The sequence below is a fragment of the Sinorhizobium terangae genome (genome assembly GCF_009601505.1).
GTDB classification, from domain to species: Bacteria; Pseudomonadota; Alphaproteobacteria; order Rhizobiales; family Rhizobiaceae; genus Sinorhizobium; species Sinorhizobium terangae.
On sequence record NZ_WITC01000125.1, the window covers coordinates 1 to 1,236 of the forward strand.

1 protein-coding gene is annotated in these 1,236 nt (G+C 62.6%); it reads right to left on the reverse strand.

Annotated features, from left to right (window positions below):
* Window positions 1-53 precede the first annotated feature (53 nt).
* Window positions 54-1,175, reverse strand: coding sequence for an IS630 family transposase (locus GHK62_RS30140; protein WP_153440672.1), 1,122 nt, complete (start codon window positions 1,173-1,175; stop codon window positions 54-56).
* Window positions 1,176-1,236 lie beyond the last annotated feature (61 nt).

Genomic DNA, 1,236 nt, shown 5'->3' on the forward strand with positions numbered 1-1,236 from the left:
CTCGGCCGTCTGCCGCACCTGGGAGCAGTCGACGCCTTCAACTCGCCAGCGTTCTAGTGTCCTGATTCAGAAGTTTCTGCCGATTTGTTTTGCACATCGGCGATTTGCAGGGTTGCCAGGCAAAAGCGTTTGATGGTGGCGAGGATGTCGTCTGCCGATTTGGTCCATCGGAACGGTTTGGGATCGGTGTTGACGGCGTCGATATAGGCGGTGATTGCCGCCTCCAATTCAGCGGTGGAGCGGTGCACGCCGCGCCGGATTTGCTTTTCGGTCAGGTTGGCAAAGAAGCGCTCGACCTGGTTGAGCCATGACGCCGCCGTCGGGGTGAAATGAATGTGCCAGCGGGGCCGCTTGAGAAAGAAGCTGCGGATGGCGCTGGTCTTGTGGGTGGCGTAGTTGTCCATGACGATGTGGATGTCGAGGTCTGGCGGCACGTTGGCTTCGATTTCGCGCAGGAATCTCAGGAATTCCTGCGCGCGGTGACGCTTGAAGCAGCGACCGATGATCTTGCCGGTGGCAGCGTCGAGCGCGGCGAAGAGCGAAAGTGTTCCATGCCGGGTGTAGTCGTGGCTGCGCCGCTCGATCTGGCCGGGCCGCATCGGCAACACCGGCTGGCTGCGATCGAGTGCCTGGATCTGGCTCTTCTCATCGACGCAGAGCACCAGCGCCCGCTCGGGCGGATTGAGATAAAGGCCGACAATGTCGCGCACCTTCTCGACGAACAGCGCATCCGAAGACAGCTTGAAACTCTCGGCGCGATGCGGTTGCAGACCGAAGGCCGTCCAGATGCGATGGATCGTCGAGGGCGCATGTCCGACCGCCCGTGCCATCGAACGCAGGCTCCAGTGGGTGGCGTCCGGCGGTGTCGTCTCCAGCGTCAACCGGATCGTCTCGGCGATCTCTTCGTCGCCGATCTGGCGCGGCGCGCCGGGACGCGGCTCGTCGTAAAGCCCATCGAGCCGCAGCTCGGCGAAGCGCCGTCGCCATTTGGCCACCGTGTTCGGCATCGTGCCAAGCCGCGCGGCAATCTCCTTGTTCTCAACGCCGTCCGCGGCCATCAGCACGATCTGGGCCCGCCGCGCCAGGCCCTGCGCCGTGCCGCGGCGGCGAACCAATGCCTCCAGCTCACCGCGCTCCTCACCCGTCAAGACAATCGCAACCGCCGCTTTGCCCATCGATCATCCCCTTCTCAAACAAGGAAAATGATCGCACAAATTTATCGATCAGGACACTAGG